Consider the following 14332-nt stretch of genomic DNA (forward strand, 5'->3'; position numbering starts at 1 on the left):
GTGTGACGACGCGCCGCCGAACATGGACTTAAGTTCATGATCGGCCGGAAGGAGGAGGGTGGGGAGGGGGACGGGGTGGGTGCGGAGGTGTTCGGCGAGGGTTTTGCCTTGGGGGTCGAAACGGGTGGGCGAGAGGATGCCGTCGATGACGAAGTTCAGGGCTCGGAGGTTGGGTAAGACGTGGCGGACGACGTTGTGTGAGGTGGGCAGGAGCTCCCGGAACCGTTCGACCGTGAGGAAGTTGGCGAGCCACGGCCATACGGACGGGTCGCGTGCCCACACGCCGATATTGGCGGTCGTGCCCTTGTCGCCGCTGCGTGCACCCGCTATCGAGCCGAGTGGAGCCGGCGTTGTCGGCCCGCCCGCTGTCCACTGTGGCAACGAGACAGACGGCAGCGGCTCGACCGGACCCGGAGGTGTGGGCGGGATGGGGACCCGTGTGCCATCCGGCAGAACGGCGATGTGCTCGACGAGAGAAGCATCCACCAAAGTGGACTCGAAACGGCCGTAGGGCTTGGGGTCACTGGGCGGCGCGGTCAGGGTGAAACCGGGATAGCTGGACAGGGCCAGCTCCACCGCAGCCGTGGACAAGACCCGCCCAGGCGTGGGCGATGTGCGCACCACGCGCAGCAGTGAATCGCCCACCATCGTCCACTGCACATCGCTTGGCAACTGCGACAGCACCAGCTCCCGCTTGGCGGGAATGTCCAGCCCCGCCAACACGAACGTGACCTCCTCGCGGTAACCGGCCAGATGGTTGAGCCCCACCTTGACCGAACCCGACGGAGGCTCACCGCGCACACCCGAGACGCTCACCCGATCAGGGCCGACCTGTTGCAAGGAAATGGAATCGAATCGGGTGACGACGTCAGGCCCAAGGTAGCGCGGTCCATCGATCTCATACAGCAGCTGCGCCGTGACAGTCCCCACGGTCACCGCTCCGCCCGTGCCATCGTGCTTGGTGATGACGCACGAACCGTCGGCCTCGATCTCGGCGATCGGAAAACCCAATCGTCCCATCGGAATCTCGGTGAAGAACGAGTAGTTGCCGCCCGTGGCCTGAGCCCCACACTCCAACACGTGCCCCGCCACCGTCGCGCCCGCCAGCGCATCGAAGTCCGATCTGGACCATCCAAAGTGGGCAGCCGCAGGTCCCACAACCAGCGAAGCGTCCGTCACCCGCCCGGTGACCACGATGTCGGCCCCGGCCCGCAGACACTCGGCGATCCCCCACGCCCCGAGATAGGCGTTGGCCGTCAACGCATCGCCGGGTTCGAGCGAATCCCCGGTCACGTAACCGATTTTGGGCCGCAACCCGAGCCGCTCGGCGAGCTCGAACATCGCGAAGGTCAGACCCTCCGGGTTGAGCCCGCCGGCGTTCGTGACGATTTTGACTCCGCGATCCAGCGCGCTGCCGAGGGTACCCTCCAATTGTTTGAGAAATGTCTTTGCATAGCCCGCTTTCGGGTCCTTGAGACGGTCGCGCCCCAGGATGAGCATGGTCAGCTCGGCCAGGTAGTCACCGGTCAGCACGTCGAGTGGCCCGCCGCCGAGCATCTCCTCGAATGCGCCGAACCGGTCGCCGTAGAAGCCGGACGCGTTGCCGACCCGCATCGGATCACCCCGCAGCGCGACAGCGCGTCGCGGCGGTGATGAAGGAGCCGGCTTTACCGGAGCGTTGCGGAGGAGGTCGGCGCAGACCCATGCGGTTCACCCTGCCCCCAGCCGCCGAAAAAAGCAAGCACGCCTGCTTGTTTTTATCGGTACCCGATAAGCTCGCCCGGTGAGCCCCGTCAGCCCCGTGGTCACCACCCTGCGCGACTTCGTCGCCCGCATCGCCTCGCTCGACACGCCCGTCGAACGCGAGCCGACGATCGAGCTCCGCGTGATCTGCGGCGACACGGACGAGACGCTCACCCTGAGCCCATCGGTCGTGCAAGCGCTCAAGCACGCGCTGGAGGACTACCACGACCCGCGCGACAGCGGCGACTGCGACCACTGCGGCAGCCGGCGCGTCGACCGCAACTTCATCTGCCAGGATTGCGGCGAGGCCAGCGGCGTGTTCGGACAATTGCTCAAGGAGCACTCCTCCCGGTACCGCGACCCTTTCGGTTTGCCAGGTCCCGACCAGGGGTAACGCGCCCAAATGATGGGCGGGGTGCTCGGCGGTCTCGCCGGGACGCTCGCGTTCGGCGTCCTCACGGCCGCCACGACGGTGAGCGAATGGCTGCTCATTTTCGTGTTCGGCGGAGCGCTCGGCGCGGCATTCGCGGCGCTGCCGTGGGTCAAGCGCTGGGCGCCCCGGTCGCTGCCCATCACGCTCGGACTCGGCGTGGCATGGGGCGTGATCCTGTGGGTGCCGGGTCTGCTGCTCTACGCGTGGCACAGCATCTTCGGCTTCGCCGCGTGGGGCCTGTTCGTCGGGGCCATCCACGACATCACGCGCCGCGTCGCCACCGCCAGCGAACGCAGCCCCATCTAGCCAAATCCGCCGGCACGACAGGACCCGTGCGGTGCAAACTCCACGGGGAGGCTTCGTGAGGCTATTCGATCGGCTCGCCGCCTGCTATGACGAGGTCGTGCCGTTCTTCGCCACCTTCGGCCGGCAAATGCTCGACTGGGTGCGGCTGTCCGCGGGAGTGTCCAAACCGGACCCGCGCGGCGCCGAGTTTTGGCTGGGCCACGAACCGGCCTAGCTGACCCCCACCGGGCGATATTGGATGCTGATCCGCGGGCCGACCGGGCGGGCGGTCTTGGGCACGGCATGCTCCCACGTGCGCTGGCAACTGCCGCCCATGACGATCAGGTCGCCGTGCCCGAGGTCGAACTTCAGCGCGTGCCCGCCGATGCTTTTCCCGCCCCCCTGCCCTTCGGGCCCGCCCCCCGTGCGCGGCCGCAGCGTGAGCGCCCGAGGCTCGCCGACCGACACGATCGCGACCATGGTGTCGTCGGTATTGCCGCGCCCGTGGCGGTCGCCGTGCCAGGCCACGCTGTCGCGCCCGTCGCGATAAAGGCACAGCCCGATGCTGGTGAACGGCTCGCCAAGCTCGGGACCGTAGTGCTCGTCGAGCCGCCGCTTGATCTCGATCAGCGCGGGCTCGGGTGCCTGCATCGCGTCTTCGTAATAGCAGAGCAGGCGCGGCACGTCGACCATCCGCTCATACATGTGCCAGCGCTCGGCGCGCCACGGCAGCCCGTCGCGCAGCCGCAGGAACAGCTCGTCGGCACCCGCTATCCAACCGGGCCGAAGGTCGATCCACGCGCCGTGGGCCAGCTCGGTGCGCTCGACTGTGCCGCCCAGCTCACCCGGAACCACCTCCGTGGCCAGGTCGAACAACGAGCCCTGAAAAGCGTCACCCACAGGTCGAGCATAGTACGGCTGTACTAAGTGGCAAGTCATTGGCCGGGCTTGGGGCAACGCCCGCAGGGCGGCGGCTGCGGAGTGTTACGGAAAGTCCCCACGCCGCGCGTGGCTTATTGCAAGATAGTGGCAATAAGGGCAGACTCGGGGCCGTGCCCCTGACGACGATCGAGGTTCTCGCACTGTCCGAACGCGACGGTTGCCTGCGCTACCGGCGGCTGGTCGCAGACCTGCGCGAGGGGGTCCACCCCGACGATGCAGCCCGAGCCCTGTCGGGGCTGACCGCGTGCACGCCGGGCGGCGTGCTGCACTCGACCTCGTGGCGCTACGAGCCCGGCGCGATCGTGCTCACCTACGCCGCCCTGCCCGATCCGCGGGCCGATCTGCCTACCGCGCTCGTGCAGACCGATGCGGTGGCGACCGGCGCGCCCCTGGCGCCAAGCCCCGCCCGGCTCGACATCGACGCGGTCGCCGCACACGCGTGCCGCCACCTGGCCCAGCTCGCCGTGACCGACTACGGCATCGCGGGAGCCGCCAAGGCGCAGCCCGACCTGTGGGAGCTCATCGCGAAGGCGTAGTGGGCTTCACCAGTCCCGACTCATACGCGACGACCACCGCCTGCGCCCGTGACGTCAGGCGCAGCTTGGTCATGGTCCGGTTCAGGTGCGTCTTGACGGTCGCCTCGCTGAGCACCAGCCGGGCCGCGATGTCCGCATTGGACAGCCCGCGCGCCACCAGCCGCAGCACGTCCAGCTCCCGCGCGGTGAGCTCGCCCAGCGCCGGCGGCGCGGGCGGACGCTCGCCCTGCCCGTTGGCATAGGCCTCGACGAGCCGGCGCATCACCGTGGGCGCGAACAGCATGTCGCCCGCCGCGACCGTGCTGATCGCGGTGAGCAGGCGCTCCGGCGGCGTGTCCTTGAGCAGGAACCCGCTCGCGCCCGCGCGCAATGCCGCGTAAACATATTCGTCGAGATCGAAGGTGGTGAGGATGAGCACCTTCGGCGGGTCGTCGGGAGCGGCGGCCAGGATCCGGCGGGTCGCGGTCACACCGTTGATGCCGGGCATGCGGATGTCCATGAGGATCACGTCGGGCCGGGTCGCCGCGGCCAGCGTGACCGCCTCCTCACCGCTTGCCGCCTCGCCCACCACGTCGAGCCCCGGCGCGGCCCGGAACAGCGCGGCCAGGCCCGCCCGGATGAGCACCTGGTCGTCCACCACCAGCACCCTGATCATTCGTCTTCATCCTCGTCCATGAGCGGAAGCGTGAGCACCACTGCGAACCCGCCCTCGGGGCGCGGGCCGGCCTCCAGTGTGCCGCCGTAGAGCCGCGCCCGCTCGCGCATGCCGATCAGGCCGTGCCCGCTGGAGTCCTCCGGCCCCGCGAGCGAGCGCCCGCCGTCGAGCACCCGCACGGTCAGGCTGTCGGGCCGCCAGTCGAGCTCGACTGTCGCGATTGGAGGGTCTGCGTACTTCAGCACGTTGGTCATGCATTCCTGGACCACGCGATAGACGCTGAGGTCCATGCCGGGTTGCAGCGCCATGCGCTCGCCGCTCACCTTCAACTCGACCTCGGCCCCGGCCAGGCGCATGCGGCCCAGCAGTTCGGGAATGCGGTCGACTCCGGGGGCGGATTCGTAGGGGGCCTCGTCGCTTTCGGGGTCCTCTGCCGGTACCCGCAAAATATGAAGTAAACGACGCATCTCGGAGAGCGCCTCGTGGGCCGTAGTCGCGACCGTCCCGAGCGCGGCCTTGGCCATCGCGGGATCGGAGTCGAAAACGTATCGGCCCAGCCCGGCCTGCACGGAAATCACGGACATGTGATGGGCCACGACGTCGTGCAGTTCGCGGGCGATGCGCCGCTGTTCCTGCGCCACCGCGTGCCGGGCGCGGCCCTCCTGCTCGCGGCGCAGCCGGTCGGTCAGGTCGGCCAGGCGCCTGCCCTGCTCGCCCACCTGGCGCATGCTCTCGCCGAATCCCCACGCCACCGCCACGAAGAAGCTGACAATCGTCGCCGCGACCCACACGTTGGGCCCGGCCAGCCGCACACCGTAGGCCAGGACCACCATGCCAAGCGCCGCGCCCGCCAGCGACACCCGGTGCGGGCGGTAAGAAGCGATGGAAAAGACCGCCAGCGCGATCGCGAAGCTCGGGATCGAGTGATAGAAGCGCAGGTGCAGATATATGCCGGACGCGGCACAGACGATGAGCAGGACCGCCACCGGGAACCGGCGCCGCACGGCCAGCGGCAGGTGCGCGACCACCATCAGGGCGGCGCCCAGCGGGTCGGCCGGGCGCCAGTCCAGGCCCGCCTCGGGCGGGTGATACATCATGTAGACGGCCGTGACGGTCATGCACGAGGCCATCACGACGTCGATGAGCAGGGACGGGCGCAGTCGCACCCGCAGAAAGGTAACGCCCCGGCTGCCGCGTGTCATCGCATGCTGGTTGGCATGCGCCTACCACAGAAGTTGTAGTTTTTTGATCGCTCCCACCGGGTAGCTGTCTGATATGCACACCCCTGTCAGAGCGATCATTGCTGCAGCATCATTTGTCCTGGTCGGCGCGGCTTGCAGCGGCGGACCGCCGCTCGCCCAGCCGTCACCGACCTCCACGCCGAGCCCCACCGCGACGGCCACGGCCACCGCCGGACAGGTCGCCGCGTGCGCCGTCGGCAAGTGGACCAGCACCGAGGCCAAGGGCGGATCGATGGTCACCGGCGGGGGCGGCGTCGCGGTCGACATCGCCGCCAACGGCACGGTGACGATGGACTTCGCCAGCATGCAGCCGGCGACGTTCAGCGCGCGCGTGGCCAACACCGACTTCAAGGGCAAGTTCACCTACGGCGGCAAGGCGACCGGCACGGTCCGCATGACGGCCGCTTCGCCGTCAATGACGGTCGCTTCGCCGTCACCGTCGCCGGGGCTCACCACCCAGCAGGGCACGTGGGAGCCGGCCGGCCCGGTCGACTGGAGCACGCTGACCGTTACGCTCGACCTCACCTCGCCGGTGCAGGGACGGCCGCTGGACAGGCTGCCACTCAAGGACTATCTGGGTGACAAGGCCACATCGACCGGCGGCGTGGTCGACGCGGCGCCGATTCTCGGCAAGGGCACGTATAGCTGCGAGGGCACGACCCTCGTCATCACGCCCGAGGGCAACCGGGGCCTGGTCTGGACGCTGCGCAAGGCCTAACGGCGTAACGCCCGGCTTGGGGGCTTCGCCTGCGGAGCGAAGCAGAATGGCACGGAGAAGGCCCTTGCCGTCTAACGCCGCTTGATGTTTACGTCTCCGGCGCTGCCCGCGGTCACCAGGGTCCGCAGATCGCTGGGCAGCGTCTCGGAGACCTTCTGCCAGACGGAGCCCTGCGTCGCCTCGTCGACCACCTCGCACACCGCCCGCACGACGAAGGCCGCCTGCGGACCGTCCAAACCGGACCGCTCCGACACCCGGCGCACGAATTCGTCCAGGTCGAAGTGCTCGCCGGTGCCCAGCTCACCGAACATCTGGTACCGGCGGAGATGCTCGCCGACCTCGTGCGGCAGCTGCGCCGCGAGATTGCCCGCGAGGCCGTCCGGGATCCGCTGGCCGAGCGTCTCCAACACCGCCCGCGTGGCCCGCTCCGCCTGGCCCAGGTCTGCCAGGCGTGCCCGGTTCTGCACCTGGCCCAGGAAATCGTCGTATTTCATATTAAGGTGGTACCCGTTTGGGCCTGCATTACACGGGTATGCGCCTCTCATGGCCCAGATGGATTTGCTGGAGCTGCTTTCAGGCGTGGACTTCCCCGTCTCGCGCGAGGATCTCGTCCGCCTCGCGCAGGAGCGCGGTGCGGACAACGAGCTCATCGCGCTGCTCAAATCGCTTCCACCGCAACACTTCGACACCGCCGACCAACTCGACGAGGCGCTGTCACTGGCCCGCTGATGAACCGCTGATGAACACCGTGTTCGCCGATCGCACGGCCGCCGGCCAGGCCCTGGCCGACGTGGTCAGGGAGCACCTGCGCGCCCACGGGTGGGCCGACACGCCGTCTATCGTGCTCGCGCTGCCCCGCGGCGGCCTGCCCGTGGGCGCTCAGGTGGCCGCGGCCCTCGGGGCGCCGTTGGACGTGGTGGTCGCCCGCAAGATCGGCATGCCCGGCCATGAGGAGTTCGGCGTGGGCGCGGTCACCCCGGACGGCACGACCATCTTCCACCGGGACGTGCTCACCCGCTCCGGCCTGACCGAAAGCGACCTCGTGGGGCATGTGTCGCGCGAGCGCGCCGAGGCCAACCGCCGGCTGCGGCGCTACCGGGGCGACCGGCCGGCTCCCGACATCGCGGGCAAGACGGTGATCGTAGTCGATGATGGTCTCGCCACGGGTGTCACGGCGGCGGTCGCGCTGCGCGAGCTGCGCAGCCGCCGGCCCGGTTATCTGGTGTTCGCCGCGCCCGTGTGCTCCGACACGGGGATGGAGACGTTGCGCGAGCACGCCGACGCGGTGCTGTGTGCGCATGTGCCCGAGCGGTTCTGGGCCGTCGGCCAGTGGTACCAGGACTTCGCCCAGCTGAGCGACGCCGACGTGGAGGCAATCCTCGCGCAGGAGCCGTCACCTCCCATGCCCGCGACCATCATGCGGCCGGAAGACCCGCGCGGCGTGGTCATCTTCGCCCACGGCAGCGGGAGTTCCCGGCACAGCCCACGCAACCGGATGGTCGCGGGCCACTTGACGGAGGACGGCCATGTCACCGTGCTCATGGATCTGCTGACCCCCGACGAGGAGGAGCGGCGGTTCGACATCGAGTTGCTGGCCAGCCGGCTGGGCACGGCCATCGACTGGGCTCACCGCTCGTTCCCGGGCCTGCCGATCGGGCTGTTCGGCGCGAGCACCGGCGCGGCCGCCGCACTGGTCGCGGCCGCCGGCAAGCCCGTGCGTGCCATCGTTTCCCGCGGTGGGCGGCCCGACCTGGCCGGCGAGGCGCTTCGCGAGGTGACCGCGCCGACCCTGCTGATCGTCGGCGGCAACGACGACATCGTGATCCAGCTGAACGAGGCCGCAGCGCAGATCATGGGTGGCTGGGCGAAACTGGTCATCGTGCCGGGCGCGACCCACCTTTTCCCCGAGCCGGGCGCGCTGGAACAGGTCGCCGAGCTGGCGCGGGACTGGTTCGACCGACACATGAGCCCGGCCGGCGCTGCCCGCCGCTGACCTGGGTTTCGGCCTGGTCGTGCTGGGTAGCCAGGCGGCTGGGGGTGTTTCGTGATGACCGGACCTGGATGGCCCGACGACCTGTTCGCACGCTTCTTCGGCATGGGGCAGCGCCCTGTGTACCGGGTGGACCTGAGCCGCGTGATGAGTGCCGAAGCCAAGGAGCTCGTCGCCGACGCGGCCCGCCGGGCGGCCGAGCTCGGCGAGCGCGACCTGGACACCGACCACCTGCTGTGGTCGGCGCTGCAGCGCGACCAGCTGCGCGAGCTGGTCAGGCGGGCCGGGGCCGACCCGGAAGCGCTGCTGGCCCGGATGCCGCAGGCGTCGCCGACATCCCAGCCACCGCAGGAGGGCGCGGTGTCGCTGACGCCCGCCACGAAGCGGGCCCTGCTTGACGCACACCAGATTTCGCGCAGCATGGGCTCGTCATATCTCGGGCCGGAGCACCTCTTGATGGCGCTCGGGCTCAACCCCGAGTCGGGTGCCGGACGCATGCTTGGCGGGCGGATGCCGCAACCCGCGCAGCCCATGCAGAGCGCGACGCCCACGTTGGACCAGTACGGCATGGACCTCACCGACCTCGCCCGCGACGGGAAGATCGACCCGGTGGTGGGCCGGGCCGACGAGATCGAGCAGACCATCGAGGTGCTGTCGCGGCGCACGAAGAACAACCCGGTGCTCATCGGCGAGGCGGGCGTGGGCAAGACCGCGATCGTCGAAGGCATCGCGCAGCGCATCGTCGACGGCGACGTACCGCGCACGATCGCGGGCAAGCGCATGGTCCAGTTGGATCTGGCCGGGCTGGTGGCGGGCACGCGCTACCGGGGCGACTTCGAGGAGCGCATGAAGAAGGTGATGGACGAGATCCGCGAGCACGGCGACGAACTGATCGTGTTTTTGGACGAGCTGCACACGCTCGTCGGGGCCGGGGCGAGCGGGTCCGAGGGCGGCGCGATGGACGCGAGCAACATGCTCAAGCCCGCACTGGCGCGCGGGGAGTTGCGTATCGTCGGAGCGACCACTTTGGACGAATACCGGCGCAGCATCGAGAAGGACGCGGCGCTCGCGCGGCGGTTCCAGCCCATCTTCGTGCCCGAGCCGAGCGTCGAGGACACGGTCGAGATCCTGCGCGGGTTGCGCGATCGATATGAGGCGCACCATCAGGTCCGGTTCACCGACGAGGCGCTCGTTGCGGCGGCCGAGCTTTCCGACCGGTACCTCACAGAAAGGTTTTTGCCGGACAAGGCGATTGACCTGCTCGACCAGGCCGGGGCAAGGGTCAGGCTGCGCACCAAGACGCCGGCCAAGGATGTCAGGGAGCTGGAGCGGCAGCTGGAACAGTTGCAGCGGGACAAGGATCAGGCGGTCGCAAATGAGCAGTATGAGCGCGCGTCCGACCTGCGGGACAGAATAGCCGAGCTGCGCCGCCAGATCGGGCAGGTCGAAAACGGCGACTCGGCCGCGCCCGTGGTCGGCCCCGGCGAGATCGCCGAGGTGGTCGCGCGGATCACCGGCATCCCCGCCGCGCAGCTGTCCGAAGAGGAGCGTGAGCGGCTGCTCAAGCTCGAGTCCCGGCTGCACGAGCGGGTCATCGGGCAGGAGGAGGCGGTGCGCGCGGTGGCCGAGGCGGTCCGGCGCTCGCGGGCCGGGCTGGGCGACCCCGGCCGGCCCATCGGCACGTTCCTCTTCCTCGGGCCGACGGGCGTCGGCAAGACGGAGCTCGCGCGGGCGTTGGCCGAGGCGCTGTTCGGCGACGAGGAACGGATGGTGCGCCTGGACATGAGCGAGTTCCAGGAGCGGCACACGGTCAGCCGGCTGGTCGGCGCGCCGCCGGGATATGTCGGCTACGAGGAGGCCGGGCAGCTGACGGAGGCCGTGCGGCGGCGACCGTACGCGGTCGTGCTGCTGGACGAAATCGAGAAGGCGCATCAGGACGTGTTCAACATCCTGCTGCAGGTGTTCGACGACGGGCGGCTGACCGACAGCCAGGGCCGCACGGTCAGCTTCAAAAACACGGTGATCATCATGACCAGCAACATCGCGTCCGATCTGATCACCGGTGTTGCCCGGCCGGGGTTCACGTCCGAGCTCGACAACGACCAGAACGCACAGCTGATGCGGCGGCTGCAGGAGCACTTCCGGCCGGAGTTCCTCAACCGGATCGACGAGATCATCAGGTTCCGCCAGCTGGAGCAGCCGCAGCTGCGGCAGATCACGGAGCTCATGCTCGACGACACCCAGCGGCGGCTGCGCGGGCAGGACGTCACGGTACGGTTCACGCCAGCGGCGATCGACCTCATCGCGACGAGGGGCTACAGACCCGAGTACGGTGCCAGGCCGATGCGCCGGGTGATCCAACGTGACGTGGACACGGAGCTGTCGGCCATGCTGTTGCGCGGGAGCCTGTCCGCCGGTGACACGATCGTGGTCGATGCCGCGGATCAGGAGTTGACCTTTAAGGTGGAGGCCCGGGTCCACTAGACTCGGGCGGATGCGCCGACCTCCTCCGCAACGCTCCGGTAAAGCCGGCTCCTTCATCACCGCCGCGACACGCCGTCGCGCTGCGGGGTGATCCGATGCCTGTCGGGCTGTTCATCACCTGCGTCAACGACCTGATGTATCCACGCACGGGTCGCGCGGTGGTGTCCATTTTGGAGCGGCTCGGGGTCGAGGTCGACTTCCCTTTGGCGCAAACGTGTTGCGGGCAGATGCACACCAACTCCGGCTACGCCGGGCATCGGCTGACGGCACACTTCGGCGACGTGTTCGGCTCATACGAAGCCGTGGTGGCACCCAGTGGGTCGTGCGTGGCGCATCTGCGCTCGCACTATGCGCACGTTTATGAGCTGTCCGAGTTTTTGGTCGATGTGCTGGGGGTTGACGATGTGGGCGGGGTTTTCCCGCACCGGGTGACCTACCACCCCACGTGTCACGGTCTGCGCATGCTCGGGCTCGGCGACAAGCCGCTGCGCCTGCTGCGCAACGTCAAGGGCATCGAGCTGGTGCCGCTGCGCGGAGCCACGGAATGCTGTGGATTCGGCGGGACGTTCGCGCTGAAGAATTCGGAAGTGTCGACGGCGATGCTGGCCGACAAGTGCGCTGCGGTCCTCGCCACCGAAGCGGAATACGTGGCGGCGGCCGACAATTCGTGCCTCACTCACATCGGGGGTGGGCTGTCGCGCATCGGTGGGCCGCGGGCGATCCACTATGCCGAGATTTTGGCGGGTGCGTGATGGGTTTCGCGAAAGAGGCGCGCGTCAAGCTGCGCGACACGCAGCTGCGGGCCAACCTGCACAAGGCGACGCACACGATCCGCGACAAGCGGGCGCGGGTGGTCGCGGAAGTCCCGGACTGGGAGGAGTTGCGGGAGGCCGGGCGGGCCATCAAGGCCGAGACGATGGCACGGCTTCCGGAGTTGCTTGAGAAGTTCGAGGCCGCGGCGACGCGTGCGGGGGCACAGGTGCATTGGGCGCGCGATGCAGCCGAGGCGTGCTCGATCGTGGCCGGGCTGATCGACTCTGATGAGGTCGTCAAGGTGAAGTCGATGGCGACGCAGGAGATCGGTCTCAATGAAGCGCTTGAGGCGCAAGGGATACGGGCCATCGAGACCGATCTGGCCGAGCTCATCGTGCAGTTGGCGGGAGACAAGCCGTCGCACATCCTGGTTCCTGCGATCCACTACAACCGCGGGCAGATCCGCGACTTGTTCAACGACAGCATCGCCTCCGGCCTTTCCGATGAGCCTGCGGAGCTCGCGGGCGCGGCGCGAACCCATCTCCGGCAACAGTTTTTGAGCACGCGGGTGGGGATTTCGGGGGCCAACTTCGCCATCGCGGAAACGGGCACCCTGGTCGTGGTCGAATCCGAGGGCAACGGGCGGATGTGCCTGACCCTGCCGGACACCCTGATTTCCATTGTGGGGATCGAAAAACTGCTCCCACGGTTCTCGGATCTCGGTGTCTTCCTTCGCTTGCTGCCACGCTCATCGACCGGTGAGCGGATGAACCCTTACACGTCAATGTGGACCGGAGTCACGCCGGGCGACGGCCCGCAAACCGTCCACGTTGTCCTTGTGGACAACGGGCGCACCAACGTTTTGCGCGACCCGGTCGGGCGGCAGGCACTGCACTGCATCCGCTGCTCGGCATGCTTGAATGTCTGCCCGGTCTATGAGCGGGTGGGCGGGCATGCCTACGAGCACACCTATCCCGGCCCGATCGGCGCCATCCTCGCGCCCCAGCTGACCGGCAAGCACACCAGCCTCCCCTTCGCGTCCACGCTGTGCGGGGCGTGCTACGAGGTGTGTCCGGTGAAGATCAACATACCCGAGGTTTTGGTACACCTTCGTCAGCCCGCCATCCTGGAACGGCCTGCAATGAACACGCTCGCCGGTGTCATGGCACGCCCCCGCCTCTACGCGGCTTCCCTGCGCTTTGCCCGGCGCATGGCCTCGCTCATCAAACTTCGCCGTATGCCGTGGCCGCTGTCCAAGTGGACGGTCAGCCGCGACCTGCCCCGTCCCGAGCGGGAGACCTTCCGCGACTGGTGGACCCGAACCAGATAATCAGTTAAGTTGCCGGACCTGCTCATAACTGACCCGGTCCGCCGCGCCATGGGCTCGCACCTCCGCGTTGAGCAGCCTGCGGTCGAATTCCACAAGCGACTCGTCGGCTTCGAAAAAGAGCCGCTGTGACCCTCGTTTGAGTTGGTCTCGGATCAGCGCGGTCAAGCATGCCTTGCGCGCGGCCTTCTCATCCGTGGGGTCCCGGGCCTGGTAGATCACCGCTTCCACGGGAAGCTCCGCGATCCGATCGATGATGAAGGCACGCCTGCTATTCCGCTCGTTGTGGAAATGGAGGCGCCGCTGACGGGGCATCACCATGGAGTAGATGATTCGCCTGCTGGACGCCAGGCTGCCCGGCCGCAGGATCGCAGCAATCAGCAGGTAAATGTACGTCTAGTACTCGTCTACAAAGGTGTGGATGGGCAAGAGGGGTACTCCTATGCCGCCAAGAGATGAGGGACAGTGAGCACCTTACGTCGCTTTGGCGACCTAGTCGATTCGACGCGCCGGAGATCGGCGGGTGGTGGGGCGGTGGGTTAGGGTGTGGCCGTGGGAGCGCGGGACGAGATACTGGCGCGGATTCGGGCGGCCGGTGTGCCGGATGATGCGGCAACGGTTTCCGAGCCCGGCGCGCCCCGGCCCGGCGACGTCGAGCTGTTCGTCGCGCGGCTCGTCGACTACAAGGCCAACGTGGTCGTGTGCGGCCCGGCCGACATGGGCCAGGCCGTCGCCGAGGTGCTCGGCGACACCGGCACGCTGGTGACGCCGGATGGCGTGCCCGCCGCTTGGCTCGCAGACTTCCGCGGCACGATCGTCGAGGAGCCGGTGGAAATTACCGCACTCGACCAGCCCGGGGTGAGCGTGCTGACCGGATGCGCGGTGGCGATCGCGCAGACGGGCACGCTGGTGCTCGACGCCGGCCCGGGACAGGGCCGCCGGGCGCTGACCCTCGTGCCCGACCATCACGTGTGTGTCGTCCACAAACGACAGATCTTCGACGACGTGCCGGATGCCCTGGCGGCGTTGGAAAATCCGACGCGCCCGCTCACGCTCATCTCCGGCCCATCCGCCACGAGCGACATCGAGCTCAATCGCGTGGAGGGCGTGCACGGCCCGCGCCGGCTGGATGTGGTCATCGTTCTGGACTGAGCGTCCTTATTTGCATGCCTCCCATAGGATGCGGGGATCGCAAGAGGGAGGCATGCGAATGCAAAGATTCCAT

17 protein-coding genes and 1 pseudogene are annotated in these 14332 nt (G+C 68.4%); 12 read left to right on the forward strand and 6 right to left on the reverse strand.

Going from position 1 to position 14332, the window contains the following annotated elements:
• Window positions 1-1614: acyclic terpene utilization AtuA family protein (locus DM816_RS16075; RefSeq protein WP_162907519.1), on the reverse strand; the 1614-nt coding region annotated here is incomplete at its 3' end.
• Window positions 1615-1783: 169 nt separating this feature from the next.
• Between DM816_RS16075 and DM816_RS16080 the strand changes: the two genes are divergently transcribed.
• Genes DM816_RS16080 through DM816_RS42595 form a run of 3 tightly spaced genes read left to right on the forward strand, consistent with a single transcriptional unit; the run spans window position 1784 to window position 2696 of the window.
• On the forward strand, window positions 1784-2137 hold the full coding sequence (locus tag DM816_RS16080) for a hypothetical protein (protein WP_162907520.1): 354 nt from the start codon (window positions 1784-1786) through the stop codon (window positions 2135-2137).
• Between the two features lie 9 nt (window positions 2138-2146).
• The gene (locus DM816_RS16085; protein ID WP_117211050.1) at window positions 2147-2482 is read left to right on the forward strand and encodes a hypothetical protein; all 336 of its coding nucleotides are present in this window, start codon (window positions 2147-2149) and stop codon (window positions 2480-2482) included.
• 55 nt (window positions 2483-2537) lie between these two features.
• Entirely contained in the window at window positions 2538-2696 is a 159-nt protein-coding gene (locus DM816_RS42595; RefSeq protein ID WP_162907521.1) for a hypothetical protein, read from the forward strand.
• Here the strand turns inward: DM816_RS42595 and DM816_RS16090 are convergent.
• Window positions 2693-3361, reverse strand: coding sequence for an alpha-ketoglutarate-dependent dioxygenase AlkB (locus DM816_RS16090; protein WP_246001975.1), 669 nt, complete (start codon window positions 3359-3361; stop codon window positions 2693-2695). The two genes, DM816_RS42595 and DM816_RS16090, sit on opposite strands and share 4 nt — an antisense overlap.
• A 152-nt stretch (window positions 3362-3513) precedes the next feature.
• Here DM816_RS16090 and DM816_RS16095 point away from each other — a divergent pair, with 152 nt between their 5' ends.
• A complete protein-coding gene (locus DM816_RS16095) occupies window positions 3514-3939 on the forward strand; it encodes a hypothetical protein (RefSeq protein ID WP_117211052.1) in 426 nt (141 codons plus the stop codon).
• Here the strand turns inward: DM816_RS16095 and DM816_RS16100 are convergent.
• Together DM816_RS16100 and DM816_RS16105 are read right to left on the reverse strand one after the other, a co-directional pair.
• Window positions 3923-4594 (reverse strand): response regulator, encoded by a 672-nt coding sequence (locus DM816_RS16100; protein WP_117211053.1) that lies wholly within the window; start codon window positions 4592-4594, stop codon window positions 3923-3925. The two genes, DM816_RS16095 and DM816_RS16100, sit on opposite strands and share 17 nt — an antisense overlap.
• Entirely contained in the window at window positions 4591-5760 is a 1170-nt protein-coding gene (locus DM816_RS16105) for a sensor histidine kinase (protein WP_211588722.1), read from the reverse strand. Before DM816_RS16105 ends, DM816_RS16100 begins: the two co-directional genes overlap by 4 nt.
• A 109-nt stretch (window positions 5761-5869) precedes the next feature.
• Here DM816_RS16105 and DM816_RS16110 point away from each other — a divergent pair, with 109 nt between their 5' ends.
• Window positions 5870-6553: a hypothetical protein gene (locus DM816_RS16110; protein WP_117211054.1), complete on the forward strand. Its 684-nt coding sequence runs from the start codon at window positions 5870-5872 to the stop codon at window positions 6551-6553.
• Between the two features lie 71 nt (window positions 6554-6624).
• On the opposite strand, the gene DM816_RS16115 is transcribed toward DM816_RS16110, so the two are convergent.
• A complete protein-coding gene (locus DM816_RS16115) occupies window positions 6625-7047 on the reverse strand; it encodes a DUF2267 domain-containing protein (RefSeq protein WP_117211055.1) in 423 nt (140 codons plus the stop codon).
• A gap of 58 nt (window positions 7048-7105) precedes the next feature.
• Here DM816_RS16115 and DM816_RS16120 point away from each other — a divergent pair, with 58 nt between their 5' ends.
• From DM816_RS16120 to DM816_RS16140, 6 genes and pseudogenes are all read left to right on the forward strand, one after another.
• On the forward strand, window positions 7106-7282 hold the full coding sequence (locus tag DM816_RS16120; protein WP_246001976.1) for a DUF2795 domain-containing protein: 177 nt from the start codon (window positions 7106-7108) through the stop codon (window positions 7280-7282).
• Between the two features lie 10 nt (window positions 7283-7292).
• Window positions 7293-7826 (forward strand): annotated as a pseudogene (locus tag DM816_RS43765) (phosphoribosyltransferase); the annotation flags it as partial.
• Window positions 7827-7955: 129 nt separating this feature from the next.
• On the forward strand, window positions 7956-8546 hold the full coding sequence (locus tag DM816_RS43770; RefSeq protein WP_211588726.1) for a dienelactone hydrolase family protein: 591 nt from the start codon (window positions 7956-7958) through the stop codon (window positions 8544-8546).
• Between the two features lie 54 nt (window positions 8547-8600).
• Complete coding sequence (locus tag DM816_RS16130) at window positions 8601-11027, forward strand: ATP-dependent Clp protease ATP-binding subunit (protein ID WP_117211058.1); 2427 nt, start codon at window positions 8601-8603, stop codon at window positions 11025-11027.
• Window positions 11028-11122: 95 nt separating this feature from the next.
• Complete coding sequence (locus DM816_RS16135) at window positions 11123-11779, forward strand: (Fe-S)-binding protein (RefSeq protein ID WP_117211059.1); 657 nt, start codon at window positions 11123-11125, stop codon at window positions 11777-11779.
• Window positions 11779-13110 carry a lactate utilization protein B gene (locus DM816_RS16140; RefSeq protein WP_117211060.1) on the forward strand — a complete coding sequence of 444 codons (1332 nt, stop codon included), beginning with the start codon at window positions 11779-11781 and terminating at the stop codon, window positions 13108-13110. The genes DM816_RS16135 and DM816_RS16140 overlap by 1 nt, the downstream gene beginning before the upstream one ends.
• On the opposite strand, the gene DM816_RS16145 is transcribed toward DM816_RS16140, so the two are convergent.
• Window positions 13111-13428, reverse strand: a complete 318-nt coding sequence (locus tag DM816_RS16145; RefSeq protein ID WP_117211061.1) for a hypothetical protein — start codon at window positions 13426-13428, stop codon at window positions 13111-13113.
• A gap of 231 nt (window positions 13429-13659) precedes the next feature.
• Here DM816_RS16145 and DM816_RS16150 point away from each other — a divergent pair, with 231 nt between their 5' ends.
• Window positions 13660-14259, forward strand: a complete 600-nt coding sequence (locus tag DM816_RS16150; RefSeq protein WP_162907522.1) for a LutC/YkgG family protein — start codon at window positions 13660-13662, stop codon at window positions 14257-14259.
• The last annotated feature ends 73 nt before the right edge of the window (window positions 14260-14332 follow it).

Origin of the sequence: Allorhizocola rhizosphaerae, from assembly GCF_003426775.1 — a bacterium.
GTDB classification, from domain to species: domain Bacteria; phylum Actinomycetota; class Actinomycetes; order Mycobacteriales; family Micromonosporaceae; genus Allorhizocola; species Allorhizocola rhizosphaerae.

What these genes read in the sequence shown, in the direction of transcription:
- DM816_RS16085 (WP_117211050.1), top strand. Translation starts at nt 2,147, where the DNA reads ATGATGGGCGGGGTGCTCGGCGGTCTCGCCGGGACGCTCGCGTTCGGC.
- DM816_RS16100 (WP_117211053.1), bottom strand. Translation starts at nt 4,594, where the DNA reads ATGATCAGGGTGCTGGTGGTGGACGACCAGGTGCTCATCCGGGCGGGC.
- DM816_RS16110 (WP_117211054.1), top strand. Translation starts at nt 5,870, where the DNA reads ATGCACACCCCTGTCAGAGCGATCATTGCTGCAGCATCATTTGTCCTG.
- DM816_RS16115 (WP_117211055.1), bottom strand. Translation starts at nt 7,047, where the DNA reads ATGAAATACGACGATTTCCTGGGCCAGGTGCAGAACCGGGCACGCCTG.
- DM816_RS16120 (WP_246001976.1), top strand. Translation starts at nt 7,106, where the DNA reads ATGGATTTGCTGGAGCTGCTTTCAGGCGTGGACTTCCCCGTCTCGCGC.
- DM816_RS43770 (WP_211588726.1), top strand. Translation starts at nt 7,956, where the DNA reads ATGCCCGCGACCATCATGCGGCCGGAAGACCCGCGCGGCGTGGTCATC.
- DM816_RS16130 (WP_117211058.1), top strand. Translation starts at nt 8,601, where the DNA reads ATGACCGGACCTGGATGGCCCGACGACCTGTTCGCACGCTTCTTCGGC.
- DM816_RS16135 (WP_117211059.1), top strand. Translation starts at nt 11,123, where the DNA reads ATGCCTGTCGGGCTGTTCATCACCTGCGTCAACGACCTGATGTATCCA.
- DM816_RS16140 (WP_117211060.1), top strand. Translation starts at nt 11,779, where the DNA reads ATGGGTTTCGCGAAAGAGGCGCGCGTCAAGCTGCGCGACACGCAGCTG.
- DM816_RS16145 (WP_117211061.1), bottom strand. Translation starts at nt 13,428, where the DNA reads ATGGTGATGCCCCGTCAGCGGCGCCTCCATTTCCACAACGAGCGGAAT.